The organism is Halosimplex marinum, from assembly GCF_051414075.1.
Classification (GTDB): domain Archaea; phylum Halobacteriota; class Halobacteria; order Halobacteriales; family Haloarculaceae; genus Halosimplex; species Halosimplex marinum.
The window spans coordinates 1-17,932 of sequence record NZ_JBLKNY010000006.1 but is presented as its reverse complement, the minus strand read 5'-3'; the positions used below and the strand labels follow the sequence as shown (position 1 = coordinate 17,932).

Below are 17,932 nucleotides of genomic sequence, written 5' to 3'. Positions count from 1 at the left end.
CCGACGTACGCGCATGACCGCCGGGACCGGAGAGCAACGCGAACGGGAGCGTGGGTTCGACCACACGGAGATCGAGCCCCGCTGGCAGCGCACGTGGGACGAGGAGGGTGTGTTCCGCATCCCCGACGACGCCGAGGACCCCGAGTACGTCCTCGCGATGTTCCCCTACACGTCGGGCGATCTGCACATGGGCCACGTCCGCAACTACACGATCACGGACGCCTACGCCCGCTTCGAGCGGATGCGCGGCGAGAGCGTCCTGCACCCGATGGGCTGGGACTCCTTCGGCCTGCCCGCGGAGAACGCCGCCAACGAACGGGACACCAACCCCCGCGACTGGACGATGGACTGCATCGACTCGATGAAGACCCAGCTGAAGTCGATGGGCTTCGGCTACGACTGGGAGCGGGAGGTCACCACCTGCGAGCCCGACTACTACCGCTGGAACCAGTGGCTGTTCAAGCGGTTCCGCGAGGAAGGCCTCGTCGAACGGCAGGGCGCCGAACTCAACTGGTGTCCCTCCTGCGAGACCGTCCTCGCGGACGAACAGGTCGAGGAGGGGCCGGGCGGCGCCGAGATCTGCTGGCGCTGTGACACCCCCATCGAGCACCGCGAGATGGACCAGTGGTTCCTGACGATCACCGACTACGCCGAGGAACTGCTGGCGGCCCTGGACGAGTTGGAGGGGTGGCCGAACAACGTCCGGGAGATGCAGCGCAACTGGATCGGCCGCCAGGAAGGGGACAGCGTGGAGTTCGACCTCACGACCGGCGACACCGTGGAAATCTTCACCACCCGGCTGGACACCATCCACGGCGCGACCTTCTTCGCCATCTCGCCGGGCCACGAGGTCGCCCAGCGACTCGCCGAGGAGAACGGCGACGTGGCCGAGTACGTCGAGCGCGTCGAACACGCCGACGAGGACGAGGTCGACGAGACCTCCGGCGTGTTCACCGGCGAGTACGCGACCAACCCCGCGACCGGCGAGGAGATCCCGGTCTACGTCGCAGACTACGTGCTGGAGGACGTTGGCACGGGCGCGCTGTACGCCGTCCCGGCCCACGACGAGCGCGACCACGCCTTCGCCGAGGAACACGACATTCCCATCAAGCAGGTCGTCGAGCCGAAACCAGACGCCGAGGTCGACCCCGAGGACGTGGACGTGCAGGAAGAGGCGTACACGCCTGACGGCGTCCTGGTCGACAGCGGCGAGTACGACGGGCTGACGAGCCAGGAGGCCCGCGAGAAGTTCGTCGAGGTTTTCGACGGCGAGCACCGCGTCGAGTACCGCCTGCGCGACTGGGGCATCTCCCGCCAGCGCTACTGGGGCACGCCGATCCCGATGATCCACTGCGAGGAGTGTGGCTTCGTCGAGGTGCCCGACGAGGACCTGCCCGTCGAACTCCCCGAGTTCGTCCACACGACCGGGAACCCCCTCGACGCCGCCGAGGAGTGGAAGCAGGTGGAGTGTCCCGACTGCGGCGGCCCGGCCGAACGCGAGACGGACACGATGGACACGTTCGTCGACTCCTCGTGGTACTTCCTGCGGTACGTCTCGCCCGACGCCGACGAGGTCCCCTTCGACAGCGAGCGAGCCAGCGACTGGATGCCCGTCGACCGCTACGTCGGCGGCATCGAGCACGCCGTGATGCACCTGCTGTACGCCCGCTTCTTCACGAAGGTGCTCGACGACATCGACCTCGTCGACGGGGTGCGCGAGCCGTTCACGAACCTGACCAACCAGGGGATGGTGCTGGGCGAGAACGGCAACAAGATGTCCAAGTCGAAGGGCAACGGCGTCTCGCCCCAGCGGATCATCGACGAGTACGGCGCCGACACCGCCCGCCTGTTCATCATGGAGGCCGCCCAGCCCGAGAAGGAGTTCGCCTGGAGCCCCGAGGGCGTCCGTTCCAGCTACCAGTTCCTCCAGAACGTCTACGGGCTGGCCGAGGAAGTGGCCGAGAGCGACGACGGGCTGGGCGCCGGTGACGCCGCGGACCCGGCCAGCGCCGTCGACGAGGACCCCGTCGCGGCCTACGTCGACAGGGAGATCGCCGCGACCGTCGCCACGGCCACCGCGGAGTTCGAGGACTTCCGGTTCAACCACGCGCAGCAGGCCGCCCGCGACGTGGTCTCGTTGCTGCGCCGCTACCACGAGCGGTCGGACGCCGACCCCGCCGTCGTCGAGCGCGGCGTGCGGACGGTCGTGAAGCTGCTCGGGCCGGTCGCGCCCCACGTCGCCGAGGAGGTCTGGGACCTGCTGGGCGGCGACGGCCTGCTCGCCGAGGCCGAGTGGCCCGAGGCGGACCTCCCCGAGGACTACGAGGTGGCCCGCCGGCTCGTCGAGGACACCCGCGAGGACGTGCGCGATATCGTCGACACCGTCGGCATCGAGGACCCGGAGCGGATCACGCTCGCGGTCGCCCCCGAGTGGAAACATCGCGCCCACGAACTCGCCCGCGAGTCCGACGCCGACAACCTGATCGGCGACCTGATGGGTCACGACGAGATCCGCGAGCAGGGCGACGCCGCGGCAGACTTCGCACAGGACCTGCAGGCCGAGCGCGAGGCCCTCTCGGACGTGCTCGCGCCCGACGAGGAGCGGGCCGCGCTGGAGCGGGCCGCGTGGCTGGTCGAGGAGGAGTTCGACGCCGAGGTGGTCGTCCAGTCGGCCGGTGAGGCCGACGACGACCTGGCGGGGAAGGCCGCGCCCGGGCGGCCGGCGATCAACATCGAGTGAGCGGCCGGCGACCGGCGTGAGTCCCCGGCCGGCGACCGGGACGCGGCCGACCCACGCGGCTGCCGCTCGGCTGTCGTCGGGTCGGCGTGCGGTCGAGGGTTTCTACCGACGACTCAGACGTCGTCGATCAGGTCCAGCGACCCGTCGGCGTCGTCGCTCAGCTCGACGGTGTCGTCGTAGGTGACGAGGCCGGCCTCCTCGAGCTTCGGCAGGTGGACGTGGTGGAGCGCGATGCGGGCGTCCTCGCGGGAGAGGTCGTCGCTCCACTCGGCGAGCGCGCCGGCGACGTGGTCGAGGGGGGGCGGGGTCTCCCGCTGGGCGAGATGCGAGAGGACGAACCGGCGGTTTGCGTTCGAGAGGACGGCGAACAGCTCGTCGGTCTCGGCCGTCGCGGCCGCGTCGGGGGCCGGTTCGAGGGCCTCGTGGTGGTTGCGTCCCATCTGTATGGGAGCATACCCCCGTACGGTATTCAGTCGCGTGGCTAAACGGTTAGTGTCACTCGTCCGTCGGCTCGTCGCCGAAGCGGGCGGCGAGCAGCTTCCGCTCGGCGACCCTGAGATGCTTGTGGAAGGTGGGTGCGGAGACGCCCAGCGACTCGGCGACCTCCTCCCCGGTGGACTCGCGGGGCCACTCGAAGAACCCGGCGTAGTAGGCGGTCTCGATCGCCGTCCGCTGGCGGTCGGTCAGGTCGGCGTCGAACGACGGGCCCGAGGCGACGGCGTCGCTCCCGTCCCGCTCCCGGTCGCGCTGGGCGCGGACCTCGATGTCCGCGAACGCCTCGTCGAGCGCGTCGACGACGGCGCGCACGTCGGCGGCCACCGGGAGCTCGGCGACGACCTCGCAGGTCCCGCCGGCGGCCGAGGCCGACCGGACGGCCCCGCCGTGGTCGGCGATCACCCCGAACGCGCTCTCGGCGTCGAGCGTCGCTTCCAGCAGCGACTCCCCGTCGGGGCCGACGCTGACGACGCGGGCCGACTCGACGCCCGCGAACCCGTCGGCGAACCCGAGCACGTCGTCCGGGTCCGCCCCCGCGACGGTCAGGTAGTAGCGGAACGTCTCGTCGGCCTGGACGGTCGCGCCCTCGAAGGCCACCTCGCAGTCCAGCGCGGCCGACAGCGCCGAGAAGAAGTGCCGGTCGTCGTCGACCGCCAGCCGCAGTTCCGTCACGCGGTCGGCCACCAGCGCCTGCCGAGTCGTCACCGCGTTGATCGCGTGGCCGATCGTCGCCCCGAGCTCGCCGAGCACGTCCTGCTCGGTGTCGTCGAAGGCGCCCCGCTCGTCCGCGTAGACGGTCAGCACGCCGTAGATCGTCCCGTCGTACACCAGCGGGACGCTGGCCGCCGAGCGGACGCCGTGGGCAGCGGCGGCCGCGCGGACCCCCTCGAAGGCCGGGTCGGTGTTCACGTCGTGGGTGACCTGCACCGACCGCGAGCGGATCGCCCGGCCGGCGGGCCCTCGCCCGCCGGGCTCGGCCGAGCGCGTGACCGCGATCGCGTCGAGGTAGTCGGCCACGTCGCCGCCGTGGGCCCGCGGCGTCACCTCGTCGCTGCTGGCGCTCACGTCGCCGATCCAGGCCGAGCGGTACGGGTCGGCCGCGGCCAGCGCCTCGCAGACCGCCTCGTCGATCTCCCGGCGGGTCGTCGCCCGCACCAGCGCCTGGTCGATCCGCCGGATGACCGCGTTGATCCGGTCGAGCCGTTCGAGCTGTTCGTTCTGCTCGCGCAGGCGCCGCTCGCGGTCCTTCTGCCGGGTGATGTCCTCGACGGCGACCACGACCCGGTCGGCGCCGTCCCCGTCGGTCAGCGGCGCCGCGCTGACCTGCACCCAGACGCGCGAGCCGTCCGCCCGCTCGACCTGGTGTTCGACTTCGGTCACCGGCCGCCCCGTGTCGAGGGCGATCCCGAAGACCCGCTCGTCGGGCGGCACGGGCTCACCGTCGGCGTCGAGCAGCCGCCACGCGTCGGTCTCGCGGGAGTCACCGACCACACGTTCGGGGTCGACACCCAGGATCTCGCCCGCCCGGTCGTTCATCCGCTCGATGACGCCCTCGGCGGAGAGTACGACCAGGCCCGTCGGGACCGTCCGCAGCAGCTGCTCGGTCAGCTCCCGCTCGCGGCGGCGCTCGACCCGCTCGGCGCGGCGGTCCGAGATGTCCCGCACGACGGCGGTCAACAGCCACTCCTCCCCCTCCCGGTGGGCCCGCAGCGACAGCTCGACCGGGACGAGCCGCCCGTCGCGGTGTCTGGCGACCGTCTCGATCCCCTCCCACTCCGTCGGCGCCTCCGACCCCGACCGCAGCGCCTCGAACGCCTCGCGGACCCGCGGCCGGTCGCCCTCCGGCAGGAACGCCGCCACCGACCGGCCGACCAGCGCCTCGGGCTCGTGGCCGAACAGCTCCGCCGCGGCGGGGTTGGCGAAGACGATCCCCCCGGTCTCGTCGACGGTCACGACCGCGTCCGACGCGCTCTCGACCAGCGTCCGGAAGAACGTCTCGCCCGCGACGACCGACGGATCGTAGGCGCAGTTCCCGCCCGTCCCCGAACGCTCTCCCCCTGTCCGTGTCATTCCTCGGCCGCTACTGGTCGCCCCGCCCGTAAATATGTCAGGTTATTAATTGGTTTGTGGACTGGGACGAAGCCGCACGTACCCGGCCAGCGAGCGGAACGTGACGATACGGTGGACGGGGTGGGGCGTTTCTGAACCGCCCCGACGGGTCAGGCGGAGGGCGCGGCGTCCCGCGGTTCGCCGGCCTCGTCGGCGGCTGGGTCGTCCGCGGCTCCGGCCTTGTCGGCCACCTGCGAGCGTTGCGGCGCGATGACCGTCTCGCCGCCGTAGAGGCGGTGGCCCACGTCGACGGTGAGGTCGTCGGGGTCGTACTCGGGCGGGAACACCATGTCGAAGCGACTGCCGAAGGAGATGTGGCCGATCCGCTGGCCGCGGGCGACTTCCTGGCCGGGGTCGACGTAGGAGTAGGTCCGGCGGGCGAACGTGCCGGCGATCTGTTCGAGGGTGTAGTCCTCGAACTCGAAGCGCAGTCGCTCGTTCTCCTCGGCGTCCTTCGTGAACGCGAGCTTGTTCGCGCCCGGAATGTGCTCGACCGTCTCGACGGTCCCGTCCATCGGCGCGCGGTTGATGTGTACGTCCCAGCCGCTCATGTAGATGCCCAGCCGGAGCCCCTCGTCCTCCTCCCGAATGACGGTCACCTTCCCGTCGGCGGGGGCGACGACCCCCTGCGGCGGGACGACCCGCGCGGGGTCGCGGTGGAAGTAGATCACGCCGACCGCGGCGACGACGCAGACGCCGCTCGCGACCCGGGAGAACGGGAAGACGACGGCCGCGGCGACGACCGCGAGGAGGGCGTACCTGAGACTGCCGTTCGCGACGCTCATTGCCGGTACTGCGGTCCGTTCCGGTGATAAGCCTTCTGAACGGCGGGGTCGGCCGCCGGTCGTGACGGGCAGCCTACCGGCGCCCCCCTCTCGCGGCGGACGACCCACCGGCGGTTGGTCCCGTTCAGTCCTCGATCGAGACGACGCCCGTCTCGACGAGGTCGGCGAGCACGTTCCGCGCGTGGCCGTCGGGGTCGACGCCGGTGTAGGTCGCCTGGACCGACCCGTCGACGACGACGAACGTCGTCCGGCTCGCGACGCCGCGCGACCGCTCCACGTCGAAGGTGTCGACGACCTCGCCGTCGGGGTCGGCCAGCAGGTCGAACTCGATCCCGTACTCGGCGGCGAAGTCGGCGTGGGAGTCGGCGTCGTCGACGGAGACGCCGTAGACGGTCACGCCCGCGTCGCGGTAGCTCTCCAGTTCCGCCTGGAACTGCTCGGCCTCGGTCGTGCAGCCGGGCGTGTCGTCCTTCGGGTAGAAGTACACCACCGAGACGCCCGACCAGTCGGGCTCGACCGTCTCGCCGTCCTGGTTCGGGGCCGCCACCTCGGGCGCCGGGTCGCCGGGTTCGAGTGCCATACCGGCGACTCGGTCCGCCCGCGAAAGCCGTTTGCGGTTCCGGTGGCGGCCGCGTCGCCGCACCCGCGGGCGCTCCGCGACGGCCGGGCGCGGCCGCGGCAGTGCGCGACCGGCCGTACGGGTGCGCGTGTGCGCTCAGTTCACCGGGATGTCGGTGCCGCCGTCGTCGGTCGTCGTCTGCTTCGGGAGGGTGACCGTCAGCACGCCCCCCTCGTAGGTGGCGCCGGCCTCGGACTCGACGACGGGCTCGGGGAGGCCGACCTGCCGGTTGACCGATTGGCCGTGGCGCTCGCGGGTGACGTAGCGGTCGGCCTCCTCGACGGACTCGGTCTCCCGGCTGGCCGACAGCACGAGCGTCGTCGAGTCGGTCAGTTGCACGTCGATGTCCGCCTGCTCGTAGCCCGGCAGGTCGACGACGACGACGAACTCGTCGCCGGTGTCGGCCACGTCGACCGCCAGGTCGCCCGACGGCTCCAGCCCGCCGGTCATCACGTCGATCAGTTCCTCGATGTCGCCGAACGGGTCGGTGGATCGTGTCATCTCGCCCAGGACTACGCGGGGAGTCGCCTTAAGCCCGTGGCGGGTGCGGCCTCGCCGGTCAGTCCAGCACCGTCTCGCTGTCGTAGGAGCCGAGCCGGCGGACCCACCCCTCGTCGGCGATGGCCTCGATCTCCGAAAGCGCCGCCTGGGTGCGCTCCTCGTAGAGGCCGGCCTCGACGTCGATGTGGAAGACGTAGTCGCCCAGCCGCTCGCCGCTGGGGCGGGACTCGACGCGCGTGAGGTTGATGTCGCGGTCGGCGAACGGCTCCAGGAGTTCGAGCAGTAGCCCCGGGTAGTCGACGTTCGGGTAGACGATGAAGGAGGTCTTCGAGCCGGCCTCGCTGCGCTCGCTCGCGGGCGCGACGACGAGGAATCGGGTGGCGTTCGACGACTGGTCCTGGACGTCCTCGGCGATCACCCGGAGTTCGTCGTCGGCGTTCTGGGGGTGGCCGATGGCGGCGACGCTCGGGTCCTCGCGGGCGCGCTCGACGCCGGCGGCGGTCGAGGTCATCGACTCCAGCGTCGCGCTGGGGTAGTTCTGATCGAGGTACTCGCGACACTGCGCGAGCGCCTGCGGGTGGCTCGCCACCACGTCGAACTCCGGCCCCTGCGCGATGAGCGCGTGGCGGATCGGCGTGATGAGTTCGCGGACCGCCGCCACGTCGAACTCGGCGAACGCGTCGAGCGACTCCGTGACCGGTCCCTCGGTGCTGTTCTCGACGGGGACGACCCCCCGTTCGTACTCGCCGCTGGCGACCGCCTCGACGATGGCCGTCTTCGAGTCCGTGAAGACCACCTCGTCGGCCACCGCCTTCGCCGCCCGGTGGGAGTAGGTCCCCGCCGGACCGAGCGTCAGTGCTTCCATTACCCCCCGGTTCGCCGCTCGCCGTGAAAAGCGTCGTGGTCGGTCGCGGGCGGATTACAGACGACCTGAGCCGAGCACTGTACGCGTCACGTCCCTTCGTGTCGTTCGAGGTAGTCTTCCACGTCGACGACCGCCGTCGTCGCCTCGTGCGTGAGGTCGCCGTCACAGGAGACGACTGGCGCGTCTAACTCCTCACCTGTCGCGGCGACGAGCGCGTCGACGCCGTCGAGATAGGGGCCCTGCGACCCGATCTCGTCCGCGATTCGCGCCGACGAGATGGCGAGTCGGTCGTCGACACCGTATACGTCAGTCCACGCCAGTGCCTCGATAGCTTCGTCGACATCGCCCGTCGGATGATTGCCGACGCCGACGAGAGCCTCCGCGTACGCCGGTGCGGGTGCGATCCAGCGGTTGTCGGAACCACCGTTCGCCTCGTAGTACGACTTCGCTTCCGGGACCCCGCTCAGATAATCGATGAGGTAGTTCGCGTCGAGGACCCTCACGCGTCCTCCAGTCGGCGCATCCGGTTCTTCCGTTCCTCCTTGGCTCGCTCACGTCGCTCTCGGATCTCGTCACCGGTCTCGTCCGAGAGAACGCCGAACCCATCGTCGAACGAGGTGTCCGCGTTCTCCGGAAGCAGGCGCTCGAGGACGTCGTTGTAGCTTTCCCCTTCGCGCCGACGCCGGTCGAGTTCGCGTTTCACCCGGTCGCTCACCCGGATCTGCTCGTCCGCTGTCGCCATTGTCACGTTGACATTCGCGTTGACAGCGTTTAATCGTTGGGCCGGAATCGGTACTAGCCTCGGTCTCGACGGCCCGTGGACGCCTCACCCCTCGTCGGCGGCCTCGACGCGGCCGGCGTACTTCTCCAGTTCCGCGGCGAGTTCGCGGGCCTGTTCGGCCGACAGCTCCACGTGGTCGGCGTGGGCGGTCACCTCGTCGAGGTCGGTGTTGTCCATCTCGACCTGCAACTCGACGTGGTCGGGGTCGTCGCGGCTGTCGGTGGTGACGTTCAGGACGGTCAGCGCCTCCTCCTCGAAGCCGTGGCCCTCGACGCGGCCGTCGAGCAGATCGAAGGTGGTGTAGGCGTTGACCTTCAGAATGCGGTCGACCATACCGTCGGTCGGCGGCCCAGATACTTAAGCGACGGCGGGTCGGTCGCCCCATGGGCCTGGATCCGACGGTCAGCCGGTCCACTCGCCGGCCACGTCGTCGGCGATGTTCGACCGCCACACCTCGAACCGATCGCGGCAGGTGTCGCTCTCCTTCGTGTGGTCGATGAAGCCGGCGCCGCCGTCGGGGAGTTGCTCGCCGCAGAACGGACAGAAGTCCGGGTTGTCCCAGTCCTGCGACCCCACTTCCGGGTGGACGTGCTCGTCACCGGACATGGGTGCGGGAGTCGCTACGGCCTCCGGCAAAATAACGGTACGGGGCGCCGAAGCGTCGGCCTTCGGGGCCGAACGAGGTCGGGCGGACGCTCAGTCGTCGGCGGACGCTCAGTCGTCGGCGGGCGCTCAGTCGTCGGCGGGCGCGAGCGAGTTGCCCTCGGCGTCGGTCGGCGCCGGCGAGTCGCCCATCTCGTCGTCGTCGGTGTAGGGGTACCACGTCATCTTCGTGTTGTGCATGTACGGGTCCTCGTAGTCCGTTTCCTCGGGCTCGACGAACTCCGAGAGGGCGTCCTCGTCGTGGCGGGCGACGAACTCCCGGAACGTCTCGGTCCCGTCGCGCTCGGCCTCGTAGTTGGCGACGAGGTTCCTGATGGCGCCGGGCACCTCGTCGACGGGGACGCGCAGTTCGACCCAGTCGGCGAAGCGCGGTTCCTCGCCGAGGCCGCCGCCGAGGCCGATGTCCAGCGCCTCCACGGGTTCGCCGTCCTTGCGCGTCTTCATTCCGCGCAGGGACACGTCGGCGATCTGCGGCTGGGCGCAGGAGGCCGTACAACCGGAGAGGTGGATGTGGAAGTCCTCGACCTCGCCGGGCAGGTCGACGTTGTCCTTCAGCCAGCGGGCGTAGCGGACCTGGCGGTTCTTCGTCTCGACGATGGACAGCGAGCAGAACTCCGTGCCCGTGCAGGCGATGGAGCCGCGCATGAACGGGCTCGGGTCCGGCGAGTAGTCCTCCAGCAGCGGCTCGTCGAGGAAGGCGTCGAGCTCCTCGTCGGGCACGTCCGTGACGATGACGTTCTGTCGCTGGGTCAGGCGGACCTCGCCGGAGCCGTACTCCTCGGCCAGGTCGGCCAGTTCCAGCACGTCGTCGACGCCCATGCGGCCGACGAGGACGTTCAGGCCGACGTAGTTCTTCCCGTCGGGCTGGTCGTAGACGCCGACGTGGTCGCCGTGCTCGCCCGTGCCGGCGTTGTAGGTGTACTGGTCGCGCATGTCCTCGCCAGCAGTCGGCAGTTCGAAGTCGACGAACTCCTCCTGGAGGACCGAGCGGACCTTCTCGGGGCCCCACTCGTCGACGAGGAACTTGATGCGGGCGTTGAAGCGGTCCTCGCGGTCGCCGTACTCGCGGAACAGCGCGGACATCCCGCCGGCCACGTCGTTGACCTTCTCGGTGGGAACCCACACGTCGATGTCGCGGGCGAAGCGGGGCTCCTTGCGGGCGAGGCCGCCGCCGACGCGGACGTTGAAGCCGAGTTGCTCCTCGCCGTCGACCTCCTTCGTCGCCGGCTCGAAGGCCAGGTCGTTGATGTCGCCCTGGCCGCAGCCCTGGTCACAGCCCGTCACCGAGACCTTCCACTTCCGGGGGAGGTTGGTGTGGTCGTCGTCGCCCTTGAACGTCTCGTGCAGGTCCTGGGCGACCGGCCAGGCGTCGATGTGCTCGTGTTCGTCCTTGCCGGCGACCGGACAGCCGACGATGTTGCGCCAGGAGTCGCCGCAGGCCTGCTGCGTGCTCAGGCCGTTTTCCTCCAGCTTCTCGAAGATCGCCGGGATGTCCTCCAGTTTGATCCAGTGCAGCTGGATCGACTGGCGGGTCGTCCAGTCGCAGTAGGCGCCGCCGAACTCGGGGTTGTCGACGGGGCCGCGGGCGTACTCGTCTGCGATCTCACCGACGACGCGCAGCTGGCCGGGTTCGAGGACGCCGTTGGGCGTCCCGATGCGCATCATGAAATAGGACTCCTGGCCCTTCCGCTGGTGATACAGCCCCCACCACTTGAACCGCTCGAACCAGGCGTCGTGTTCGTCCTCCGGGATGGCGTCCCACCCCTCCTCCGCGAACTCCAGCAGGTGTTCGCGTATCTCGTTGCCGTAGACCTCGCTCTTCCAGTTCTCGACTTTCGACGGCATTCGTGTCTCCCCCGAATAGCTCCGCACTTAAACGCGCGCGCATCTCGACAAACCGCCCCACCTCTCCCGCAAACCGGATCGTGTTGCCTACTCTTCGGGGCGAGCGAGGCGGCGGCGTCGCTCCGGGATCTGGACGCTCGCGGTGTCGACGGGGTAGAACTCGCCGTCCTCGGGGTCGATGACGCGGCCGACGGTGAGCCAGCCGGTGACCCCCTCCCGGCCGCAGGCGATACAGCGGCCGGCGACCTTCGCCTGGACGTCCGGGTGGTCGACGCCGACCTCCGCGAACCCCTCGACGAGGAAGTCGGCGGTCTCGCAGTCGCAGACCGCCTGGCGGGCCAGCAGCCACAGGTCGCTGACGTTGACCTGCCGCTCGTCGTTGACGCTGATCCAGGCACCGTCGTCGAGCTGGTGAACGTCGGTCGTCACTGCCGGTCGCTACGCTCCCGAGTACCCAGAGCCTGTCGCCCCACACAACACTCGCCGGTGGGTCGCACGTCGAGCGGTGCCGGACCGGTCCCCGCCGTCCGCCGCGCCCGTCCGAGATAGGTGAAGGGTTTGCCGGTACGCACAAGCCCGGGTAGCAATTACGGGAGCGCGACGGGTTAAGGGAGTACGGCCTGTAGCCGGGTGTACGACGAACCGATGACTCAGACGACAGACACCCACGACGACGAAGCGCCCGAGCCGGACACCAGCCACCTCGACGACACCGACGAGCGTGGCTCGTCGAGCCATCGAGAGCATCTCGATGACGTCGACGACGGGTGTGGCTGTGCGGAGGTCTGGGAGCACCTCTCCGAGGAGCGCGCCGAAGCGTCCGACTGACGGCCGCGACGCGGCCCACAGCCCCCGACGAGGTCCAACCGTGCGACGGCCGGTCGGGCCCCGAGCGCGTGTGCGCCGGTCGTACCGGCAGACGGGACCCTTTTCACAGACTACTCCGAAAGAACGAGCGATGAGCCACGAGGGGCCAGGGGACCCGCCGACGGACCGGGAGTCGCCGGTCGGGGCGCCGGTCATCCGCGGCGACCCGAGCGTCACCGGCCAGCGGCCCGAGGAGGCCGTCGAGTTCGACCCCGACGACCCGGAGAGCCTGGAGACCGCCGCCGAGACCGTCCGCCAGTTCGCCAGCGACGCCGCCGGCGAGGCCGACACCGTCTTCATGCTCCGGGGTGCGGCCGCCTGCGCCGCGCTGGTCCGCGGCGAGGGCTCGTACAAGGCCGCCGCCGAGCGCGCCGGCGGCGAGGCCACCGTCGCCTTCATCCGCAAGTGGTCCCGGGTCCACGACCTGCCCCGCTCGATCCGCAAGCACGTCGCGATGGGCGAGATCGCCCCGACCGCCGCCAAACACATCGCCCGCGTCGCCGGCGCCGCCCGCCTCCAGCTGGCGTGGGCCGTCCTCGACCACGACATGACCGTCCGCCAGGTGCGCTCGGTCGCCAGCGACGTCAACGACGGCACGCCCGTCGACGAGGCGCTGGCCGCCGAAGGGGTCACCCTCGGCGAGCTCACCATGGAGCTCCCGCCGGAGGTCTACCGCGAACTCCGCAGGCGCGCGGCGCTGGAGGACGTCGAGCCCGACGAGATCGTCGCCACCGCGCTCGAACGGCGCTTCAGACAGGACTGATCGTAAGTACTTAATCGCCGTCTCCCCGATTCGGTGATGAAGGGCCGGTAGCTCAGTCAGGCAGAGCGTCTGGCTTTTATCGCGGCTACGCGTTCGACCCGCGTGGTTGCGGGAGAGACCAGATGGTCGGGGGTTCAACTCCCTCCCGGCCCGCTTCTGCGAGGAACGTACGTGACGAGCGAAGCGGACAGGAGGAGTTGAACTACGCGAGGCGAGCGAAGCGGGTCTCGCACTCGGGTTCAACTCCCTCCCGGCCCGTGGAACGAACCGCCGAGCGACAGCGACGGGGAACCAAGAGACTTACCACGGTGAGCCGCGAGTGACCGTGTATGAACGCCACGAACCGTTTCGAGGACCGGCTGGAGCCGGTCGGGATCGCCGTCGGCGTCCTGCTCGTGCTCGTCGCGCTGGCGACGCTCGCCGGCGCCCCCTGGACGACGAAAGGCAGTGTCGTCGCCTCGGCGCTGCAGGTCGTCGGTGCCGTCGGGACCGCCGCGCTCGGCGCCGCCCTCGTCTGGCTCAGCCGCACCGACTGACGCCGCCCTTTCTCCGACCGGTTGACGACACCGCACAGCGTTGCCGCTCGCCGTTCGGTACAATCGAAAACCGGACCGAAAGCGGACCGCCGCGACGTGTCAGCCCCGGACGGGCAGGTACGCGATGGCGGCCAGGAGGATCGCGGCGAGGAGGCTGAGCTGCGCGACGCCCCACAGACCGTTCATCCGGTCGTTGTAGGAGGTGATCTCGTTCTCCTCCGCCGCGTAGTCGCCGTAGCGCTCGGCGGTCTCGAAGAAGTACACCGACGAGTTGTCCGGGAAGTGCGCGAAGTACTGCGTGTCCGCGACCGTGAAGTTCGCGCCCTCGGAGAAGCCGACCGTGACGGTGTTCTGCCCGGGGCGGGTGAGTTCGACGCTCGTGTTGGTCACGGCGTCGACGGTCGTCTCGTTGCCCTGGTAGGTCAGCGTCTCGCCCTCGGCGATGGTGTGCCGTTCGACCGGCGGGAAGTACTCGTCGACGGGGACGTTGGTGTCGTTCGCGCGGAAGGTGACCTTCTCGACGCCGTTCTGCGTGATCGTCTCGTTGTACAGCGCCGGGTCCGCGTCGACCATCGCGCCGATATCGCGCTGCTCGACGAACGTCGCCTCCGTCGGGTCGCTCCCGTTCTCCGCCTGGACGACCAGCAGGTACGGACCGCCCCAGACGATGGTCGCCGCCTCGCCCGTGACGCTCGTGACCGTCGCCTCGTTGCCCCGGTAGGTCACCGTGTCGCCGACGGCGTAGCTCTCGTTGACCGACGCGTTGCTCGCGAGCGCGAGGGTGAACGAGCCCGCGCTCTCGTTGACGCTGACCTCGTACTCGCTGCCGTTGTACTGGACCGTCGAGCCGGCCTCGAAGACCTGCTCCATCCGGGCCGACTGGTCCGACCAGCGCACGTCGGTCACCGGCACTTCGGTGTCGTTGTCGATGGTCGTCGTGACGACCGCCGACTCGTTGACCCACGCGAGCTCGCCGTTGCCGGTGTCCGCCTGGGCGACCTCCCAGGTCCGGTCGCCGAAGGTCACTTCGTCGCCCGCGGAGTACGCCGTGTCGCCTTCCAGTGAGACCGTGGGCTCTTCCGCCGTCTGGATGAGGCCGTACGCCCCGGCCCCGATGACGAGGAAGAACACGAAGTAAATCGCCGCGGCTCGTCGTTGCATACCCGGGTGGTCGGGCGCCCCCGCGTATAATGATTACCAATTCCGCCGATACGACGGCGTCTGCAACCCCTCCGGACGCTCCGCTCGACCGGCCCTCCGGTCCGACCCGCACGGAGCGGGATCCGAACCACGCCCGGTCGACCCGCGGCCGTCGAAACAACCTTGCCGGTCCCGCGGCTATCCGCCGGCGAGATGGTCCTCGATCCCGACCTGCCGCGCCGACAGTTCCTCCGGGCCGCCGTCGCCGTCGGCGGCGCCGGCGCGCTCGCCGCCTGCCAAGAACGGGTCGACGACGGCGCGACCCCCACCGGCGACCCCGCGGCCAAGCCCCGGCGGCAACACGCCTGGCGCGACCACGTCCCCCACGACGACAGCGGCAACTCCCTGTTGCCCGAGCACCAGGTCCTCCTCTACGTGAACCTCGACGCCGACGGCCCGCCCGGCGAGGACGCCCGCGCGACCCTGGAGACCGCCCTCTCGACGCTCGACCGCGCCTACGAGTGGAGCGCCGACGGCCTGCTCCACACCGTCGCGTACTCCCCGGCCTACTTCGACCGCTACGACGCCGACCTGCCGCCGTCGGTCGCCCTCCCCGAACCCCGTCCGCTCTCGGACTTCGAGACGCCGACCTTCGACACCCAGGACGCCGTCGTCCACCTCGCGAGCAACCGCCCCGACGCGGTGCTGGCAGCCGACGAGGCGCTGACCGGCGACCGCGACGCGGTCAACGGCGAACCCGTCGACGCTCGCCTGACGGACGTAGCCACCGTCGACTCCCGCCGGACCGGCTTCGTCGGCGCCGGCCTCCCCGCCGACCACCAGGACGCCGCGGGCATCCCCGACTCGAAGCCCGTTCCCGAACAGTCGCCGCTGTTCATGGGCTTCACCGCCGGGTTCGTCGGCAACCAGGCCACCGAGGACTACGTCACCATCGAGGAGGGGCCGTTCGCCGGCGGGACGACGAAGGTGATCGCCAACCTCCGTCAGCGGCTCGACGACTGGTACGGCGAGCAGAGCTACGACGAGCGCGTCGCCGAGCTGTTCAGCCCGGGCCACGCCGAGGAGGGGCTGGTCGAGGGCGTCGGGACGAACCTCGGCGACGACAGCGGGATCGACCGGTTCCTCGACGACGTGGCCGACCGGGCCCGCGAGGCCGGCCGCGTGGGCCACGCGCAGAAGGCCGCGCGGGCCAACCGCGACGACGACGGCAACGTCCGCCTGCTGCGCCGCCACTTCGAGTCGACCGACGACATCGGCTCCGACGACGCCGTCGCGAGCCTCCACTTCCCGTCGCTCCAGCGGCGCATCTCCGAGTTCGAACGCGTCCGGGAGGCCATGAACGGCGCCGACATCACCGCTGCGACCCCCGCCGTCCGCCAGCGGGTCAACAACGGCATCCTCGAATACATCTTCGTCCGCCGCCGGGGCAACTTCCTGGTCCCGCCGCGCCGTCACAGGTCGCTGCCGACGCCGCGACCAGCGGACTGACCCGCGACCGGCGGACTGACCCGCGACCGGCGGACTGACCCGTCACCGCCGTCACGCCCCGCAGTCCTGCGGTTTCGCCTCGCCCACCAGAACGTCTTTAGGCTGGATCCCCCATATTTCCCGTATGAAACGTCGACAGTTCGTCGGCCTCGCCGCCGGCGTCGGCGCGACCCTGACCCTCCCCGGCTGTCTCGGGGACTCCTCCGGGTCCGAGTCCGACACCGCCGACGCGGGACCGGACGGCGAGACCACCCCGGCCGACGACGCGACGGCCACCGCCCCGCCGTCCCCGACCCCGACCGCCACCCCCGTCGACCCCGGCAGGGGGATCTACATCCAGTCGTTCCGCGAGCGGATGTCCATGCAGGGGACCGCCGCCAGCGGCGACTACGAGTTCGCGCTCATGTTCACGGTCCCCCACGACTTCTGGACCGTCACCGGCGACGAGGTCTCCGAGACGACCATCGAGGACAGCGACTCCCTGCATCTGATGGCCGCCGTCTGGGGCCCCGAGACCGGGACCGTCCTCCCCGATACCGGCCTCTCCGTCGAGATCGCCCGCGACGGCGATCTGGTCTCCCAGGAGGTCATCTACCCGATGCTCTCCCAGCCCATGGGCTTTCACTACGGCGGCAACTTCGGCCTCCCCGGCGACGGCACCTACACCGCCACCCTCAGCGTCGGCGGCACGAACGTCCGCCGGACCGGCGCCTTCGACGGCCGGTTCGGCGACCCCGCCGCCGTCGAGATCCCCCTGGAGTTCACCAAGCGCACCCGCGAGGAGATCAGGTCCCGCCCGCTCGACCGCGGCGGCGACCCCGGCGCGCTCAGGCCGATGGACATGACCGTCCCGCAGGCCGTCCTCCCTCCGAAGTCCGAACTCCCCGGGACCGTCCGCGCCAGCGGCCGCTCCGACGACGCCGTGTTCGCCGTCACCACGCTCGAAGAGGGGCCCGTCGACGGCGGTACCTACCTCGCCGTCTCCGCGCGCACGCGCTACAACCGCTACGTCGTCCCCGCGATGGCCCTCGACGCGACGCTCACCCGCGACGGCGAAACCGTCTACGAGGGGCCGCTCCGACGGACACTGGACCCCGACCTGGGCTACCATTACGGGGCGGCCGTCGAAAGCGTCCGCTCCGGCGACGAGCTGACCGTCTCCGTGGTCACGATCCCGCAGGTCGCCCGCCACGAGGGGTACGAAGCCGCCTTCCGACAGATGCCTGACGTGTCTCTCACGCTCTGAGATCTTCTTGAACACCCACCGATAGCGGACACAGGAACACGCTCCGACCGGCCCGCGTTCAAAACAGTGTCGCCACTCGCGTACCGATGGAGACAGTAAGCCAAGGGCCGGATTTGAACCGGCGGTGGGCGGCTCTGCAGGCCGCTGCGTTCGGCCGGACTCTGCCACCTTGGCGCACCCGATAGTATCCGCCTGTGTCGCTTAAGCCCATCGGATTCGCCCACTCCACGGTCGGCGTCGCTGTCGCTCTGCGTATGAAATACGGAAACCCCCGACCAGCGGTGGCTGGTCGAGGGTAATGAATTGGCCCGACGGAACGTGTCGGGCGATGAGTGGAGGCGGCGAACCAGGTTTCCCAGAGACTCTCGTACTCCAGTACTCGCCGGAACGCAGGCGGGCTTAACTTCCGTGTTCGGGATGGGTACGGGTGTAAACCCCGCCGCTATGGCCGCCCTAACGCCGATCCGC

General features: G+C 70.2%; 19 protein-coding genes, 2 tRNA genes and 1 rRNA gene. 7 read left to right on the top strand and 15 right to left on the bottom strand.

Going from position 1 to position 17,932, the window contains the following annotated elements:
• Nucleotides 1–13 precede the first annotated feature (13 nt).
• Nucleotides 14–2,740, top strand: coding sequence for a leucine--tRNA ligase (gene leuS / locus ACMGFI_RS16465; RefSeq protein ID WP_436910946.1), 2,727 nt, complete (start codon nt 14–16; stop codon nt 2,738–2,740).
• Between the two features lie 113 nt (nt 2,741–2,853).
• Here leuS and ACMGFI_RS16460 read toward each other — a convergent pair whose 3' ends face one another.
• The 12 genes from ACMGFI_RS16460 to ACMGFI_RS16405 all read right to left on the bottom strand — a co-directional run bounded on the left by ACMGFI_RS16460 (nt 2,854) and on the right by ACMGFI_RS16405 (nt 11,832).
• Entirely contained in the window at nt 2,854–3,180 is a 327-nt protein-coding gene (locus ACMGFI_RS16460; RefSeq protein ID WP_436910944.1) for a DUF7344 domain-containing protein, read from the bottom strand.
• Between the two features lie 55 nt (nt 3,181–3,235).
• Nucleotides 3,236–5,305: a PAS domain S-box protein gene (locus tag ACMGFI_RS16455; RefSeq protein ID WP_436910943.1), complete on the bottom strand. Its 2,070-nt coding sequence runs from the start codon at nt 5,303–5,305 to the stop codon at nt 3,236–3,238.
• A 149-nt stretch (nt 5,306–5,454) separates the two neighbouring features.
• The gene (locus tag ACMGFI_RS16450) at nt 5,455–6,129 is read right to left on the bottom strand and encodes a protein sorting system archaetidylserine decarboxylase (RefSeq protein ID WP_436910942.1); all 675 of its coding nucleotides are present in this window, start codon (nt 6,127–6,129) and stop codon (nt 5,455–5,457) included.
• A 124-nt stretch (nt 6,130–6,253) separates the two neighbouring features.
• Nucleotides 6,254–6,709 (bottom strand): peroxiredoxin, encoded by a 456-nt coding sequence (locus tag ACMGFI_RS16445; protein WP_436910941.1) that lies wholly within the window; start codon nt 6,707–6,709, stop codon nt 6,254–6,256.
• A gap of 135 nt (nt 6,710–6,844) precedes the next feature.
• Complete coding sequence (locus ACMGFI_RS16440) at nt 6,845–7,249, bottom strand: Hsp20/alpha crystallin family protein (protein WP_436910940.1); 405 nt, start codon at nt 7,247–7,249, stop codon at nt 6,845–6,847.
• A 58-nt stretch (nt 7,250–7,307) separates the two neighbouring features.
• Nucleotides 7,308–8,114 carry a prephenate dehydratase gene (gene pheA, locus ACMGFI_RS16435; RefSeq protein ID WP_436910939.1) on the bottom strand — a complete coding sequence of 269 codons (807 nt, stop codon included), beginning with the start codon at nt 8,112–8,114 and terminating at the stop codon, nt 7,308–7,310.
• An 86-nt stretch (nt 8,115–8,200) separates the two neighbouring features.
• The gene (locus ACMGFI_RS16430) at nt 8,201–8,617 is read right to left on the bottom strand and encodes a PIN domain-containing protein (RefSeq protein ID WP_436910938.1); all 417 of its coding nucleotides are present in this window, start codon (nt 8,615–8,617) and stop codon (nt 8,201–8,203) included.
• A complete protein-coding gene (locus ACMGFI_RS16425) occupies nt 8,614–8,856 on the bottom strand; it encodes an antitoxin VapB family protein (protein ID WP_135364923.1) in 243 nt (80 codons plus the stop codon). The genes ACMGFI_RS16430 and ACMGFI_RS16425 overlap by 4 nt, the downstream gene beginning before the upstream one ends.
• Nucleotides 8,857–8,940: 84 nt before the next feature.
• Complete coding sequence (locus ACMGFI_RS16420; RefSeq protein ID WP_436910936.1) at nt 8,941–9,228, bottom strand: DUF6360 family protein; 288 nt, start codon at nt 9,226–9,228, stop codon at nt 8,941–8,943.
• 69 nt (nt 9,229–9,297) lie between these two features.
• On the bottom strand, nt 9,298–9,501 hold the full coding sequence (locus ACMGFI_RS16415; protein ID WP_436910935.1) for a DUF7501 family protein: 204 nt from the start codon (nt 9,499–9,501) through the stop codon (nt 9,298–9,300).
• Between the two features lie 126 nt (nt 9,502–9,627).
• Complete coding sequence (locus ACMGFI_RS16410) at nt 9,628–11,403, bottom strand: nitrite/sulfite reductase (RefSeq protein ID WP_436910934.1); 1,776 nt, start codon at nt 11,401–11,403, stop codon at nt 9,628–9,630.
• An 87-nt stretch (nt 11,404–11,490) separates the two neighbouring features.
• A complete protein-coding gene (locus ACMGFI_RS16405) occupies nt 11,491–11,832 on the bottom strand; it encodes a DUF8134 family protein (protein ID WP_436910933.1) in 342 nt (113 codons plus the stop codon).
• 216 nt (nt 11,833–12,048) lie between these two features.
• Between ACMGFI_RS16405 and ACMGFI_RS16400 the strand changes: the two genes are divergently transcribed.
• The 4 genes from ACMGFI_RS16400 to ACMGFI_RS16385 all read left to right on the top strand — a co-directional run bounded on the left by ACMGFI_RS16400 (nt 12,049) and on the right by ACMGFI_RS16385 (nt 13,569).
• Nucleotides 12,049–12,231, top strand: a complete 183-nt coding sequence (locus tag ACMGFI_RS16400) for a DUF8595 family protein (RefSeq protein ID WP_436910932.1) — start codon at nt 12,049–12,051, stop codon at nt 12,229–12,231.
• 130 nt (nt 12,232–12,361) lie between these two features.
• Complete coding sequence (locus ACMGFI_RS16395; protein ID WP_436910931.1) at nt 12,362–13,033, top strand: DUF7119 family protein; 672 nt, start codon at nt 12,362–12,364, stop codon at nt 13,031–13,033.
• A 41-nt stretch (nt 13,034–13,074) separates the two neighbouring features.
• Nucleotides 13,075–13,186, top strand: a tRNA-Lys gene (locus ACMGFI_RS16390).
• Between the two features lie 176 nt (nt 13,187–13,362).
• Nucleotides 13,363–13,569, top strand: a complete 207-nt coding sequence (locus tag ACMGFI_RS16385) for a DUF8123 family protein (RefSeq protein ID WP_436910930.1) — start codon at nt 13,363–13,365, stop codon at nt 13,567–13,569.
• Between the two features lie 99 nt (nt 13,570–13,668).
• Here ACMGFI_RS16385 and ACMGFI_RS16380 read toward each other — a convergent pair whose 3' ends face one another.
• Nucleotides 13,669–14,730 (bottom strand): DUF8231 family protein, encoded by a 1,062-nt coding sequence (locus ACMGFI_RS16380; protein ID WP_436910929.1) that lies wholly within the window; start codon nt 14,728–14,730, stop codon nt 13,669–13,671.
• Nucleotides 14,731–14,922: 192 nt separating this feature from the next.
• Between ACMGFI_RS16380 and ACMGFI_RS16375 the strand changes: the two genes are divergently transcribed.
• Together ACMGFI_RS16375 and ACMGFI_RS16370 are read left to right on the top strand one after the other, a co-directional pair.
• Nucleotides 14,923–16,218: a DUF7405 family protein gene (locus tag ACMGFI_RS16375; RefSeq protein ID WP_436910928.1), complete on the top strand. Its 1,296-nt coding sequence runs from the start codon at nt 14,923–14,925 to the stop codon at nt 16,216–16,218.
• A 124-nt stretch (nt 16,219–16,342) separates the two neighbouring features.
• Complete coding sequence (locus tag ACMGFI_RS16370; RefSeq protein WP_436910927.1) at nt 16,343–17,464, top strand: DUF7350 domain-containing protein; 1,122 nt, start codon at nt 16,343–16,345, stop codon at nt 17,462–17,464.
• Nucleotides 17,465–17,562: 98 nt separating this feature from the next.
• Here the strand turns inward: ACMGFI_RS16370 and ACMGFI_RS16365 are convergent.
• Nucleotides 17,563–17,638 (bottom strand) — tRNA-Cys (locus tag ACMGFI_RS16365).
• Nucleotides 17,639–17,797: 159 nt separating this feature from the next.
• Nucleotides 17,798–17,920: ribosomal RNA gene (gene rrf, locus ACMGFI_RS16360) — 5S ribosomal RNA — on the bottom strand.
• Nucleotides 17,921–17,932 lie beyond the last annotated feature (12 nt).

Excerpts from the sequence above, each read along its gene's own strand:
- ACMGFI_RS16380 (WP_436910929.1), bottom strand. The coding sequence starts at position 14,730 with ATGCAACGACGAGCCGCGGCGATTTACTTCGTGTTCTTCCTCGTCATC.
- ACMGFI_RS16370 (WP_436910927.1), top strand. The coding sequence starts at position 16,343 with ATGAAACGTCGACAGTTCGTCGGCCTCGCCGCCGGCGTCGGCGCGACC.
- ACMGFI_RS16415 (WP_436910935.1), bottom strand. The coding sequence starts at position 9,501 with ATGTCCGGTGACGAGCACGTCCACCCGGAAGTGGGGTCGCAGGACTGG.
- ACMGFI_RS16460 (WP_436910944.1), bottom strand. The coding sequence starts at position 3,180 with ATGGGACGCAACCACCACGAGGCCCTCGAACCGGCCCCCGACGCGGCC.
- ACMGFI_RS16455 (WP_436910943.1), bottom strand. The coding sequence starts at position 5,305 with ATGACACGGACAGGGGGAGAGCGTTCGGGGACGGGCGGGAACTGCGCC.
- ACMGFI_RS16410 (WP_436910934.1), bottom strand. The coding sequence starts at position 11,403 with ATGCCGTCGAAAGTCGAGAACTGGAAGAGCGAGGTCTACGGCAACGAG.
- ACMGFI_RS16375 (WP_436910928.1), top strand. The coding sequence starts at position 14,923 with ATGGTCCTCGATCCCGACCTGCCGCGCCGACAGTTCCTCCGGGCCGCC.
- ACMGFI_RS16440 (WP_436910940.1), bottom strand. The coding sequence starts at position 7,249 with ATGACACGATCCACCGACCCGTTCGGCGACATCGAGGAACTGATCGAC.
- ACMGFI_RS16400 (WP_436910932.1), top strand. The coding sequence starts at position 12,049 with ATGACTCAGACGACAGACACCCACGACGACGAAGCGCCCGAGCCGGAC.
- pheA (WP_436910939.1), bottom strand. The coding sequence starts at position 8,114 with ATGGAAGCACTGACGCTCGGTCCGGCGGGGACCTACTCCCACCGGGCG.
- ACMGFI_RS16420 (WP_436910936.1), bottom strand. The coding sequence starts at position 9,228 with ATGGTCGACCGCATTCTGAAGGTCAACGCCTACACCACCTTCGATCTG.
- ACMGFI_RS16385 (WP_436910930.1), top strand. The coding sequence starts at position 13,363 with ATGAACGCCACGAACCGTTTCGAGGACCGGCTGGAGCCGGTCGGGATC.
- ACMGFI_RS16395 (WP_436910931.1), top strand. The coding sequence starts at position 12,362 with ATGAGCCACGAGGGGCCAGGGGACCCGCCGACGGACCGGGAGTCGCCG.
- ACMGFI_RS16425 (WP_135364923.1), bottom strand. The coding sequence starts at position 8,856 with ATGGCGACAGCGGACGAGCAGATCCGGGTGAGCGACCGGGTGAAACGC.
- leuS (WP_436910946.1), top strand. The coding sequence starts at position 14 with ATGACCGCCGGGACCGGAGAGCAACGCGAACGGGAGCGTGGGTTCGAC.
- ACMGFI_RS16450 (WP_436910942.1), bottom strand. The coding sequence starts at position 6,129 with ATGAGCGTCGCGAACGGCAGTCTCAGGTACGCCCTCCTCGCGGTCGTC.
- ACMGFI_RS16445 (WP_436910941.1), bottom strand. The coding sequence starts at position 6,709 with ATGGCACTCGAACCCGGCGACCCGGCGCCCGAGGTGGCGGCCCCGAAC.